Source organism: Empedobacter sp. UBA6745 (genome assembly GCF_002453775.1).
Classification (GTDB): domain Bacteria; phylum Bacteroidota; class Bacteroidia; order Flavobacteriales; family Weeksellaceae; genus Empedobacter; species Empedobacter falsenii_C.
This window is the reverse complement of record NZ_DKHL01000041.1, coordinates 7,956-9,089: the sequence shown is the minus strand read 5'-3', so window position 1 is coordinate 9,089 and position 1,134 is coordinate 7,956. Positions and strand designations below refer to the sequence as shown.

General features: G+C 30.3%; 1 protein-coding gene. It reads right to left on the bottom strand.

The genetic code is table 11. The features are described from left to right. Positions 1 to 35 precede the first annotated feature (35 nt). On the bottom strand, positions 36 to 944 hold the full coding sequence (locus B4H69_RS11865; RefSeq protein WP_291094115.1) for a type IV toxin-antitoxin system AbiEi family antitoxin domain-containing protein: 909 nt from the start codon (positions 942 to 944) through the stop codon (positions 36 to 38). Positions 945 to 1,134 lie beyond the last annotated feature (190 nt).

Genomic DNA, 1,134 nt, shown 5'->3' with positions numbered 1-1,134 from the left:
CACACTTGATAGGATAGTGTCGATTAATCACAGTTTTAATCTAATCCTTTTGGATAGTACAATCTCCATTTTTCCGAATACCTCATTTGATCCTTTTTCATTTCATATGTGAGATAAAAATCATAATTCATTGGTTTACGTTTTAACAATTCTATCATCTTATCGGAATAGTTGCCTGCCCGTTCTAAATAAAATCCTATAGCTTGATGATAAGGATAAATAAAATCCATTTTATTCAAATATCCTGAAATTTTATTGATCGATACACTATGATTATCTTTAGCTAGACGATAGGCTTTTAAAACTTCATATATTCCTCCAGAATATTCAGGACGGACTGCAATATCTATAAGTGTTCTTTCTATATCTGTAACCTTTATCGATGAGCTCCCTTTATTATCAGACATATCGTCCACTCCTAATCTTCGTGTATGTTTTCCTTTTAGCAAGATCAATCTATGATTATTATATTCTGTGATTGTTTCAGAAAGACGCTGAGGTCTCTGAAAAGCACTATCTATAGATCCTTGTTCTAAAACACCTTTTATTGATTTTGCTGGACCAGTACTCTGCTCGAGAGTAAGGTAAATTGATTTTGGAATTTGCTCCGTTAGTCCCCATAAAGTAATAGCAGAATAATGCGATAAATATCCATCTGGAAATATACTTGACACGATATCATATATCGAGGCATCTTCAAAATGTGCGACGACCTGCTTCTTCATTCCAGGGAAAGCAAAACTATCTATAATTAATTCATCACTATACTTCTCCAAACTATTAATGAACCCACTTAAGTCCATAGATAAAGGAAGCCGCCATTTATCATTGTTATCCTCAAATATGTTTTGAAGGTAATTAACATCAAACACTCTTTTGCCAGTTGAATGCATTAATGCTTTAATTTTAGGGAGGATAGAAACAACACGAGGTTTATTTGCCATTTAAAACACATTTAATAGCTAATGTCTAAAGTATATATACTTTAGACAAAGTTAAAGTATTTATTTCATTAAATCAAGTCGTTACAGGAAAATAAAAATAATAATATTTTATTTTTAAAAAAAAGGTATAAAAAATAAATACACTTATTATGAGGAATTTATAAAATTATAAAACACATTTAATAGCTAA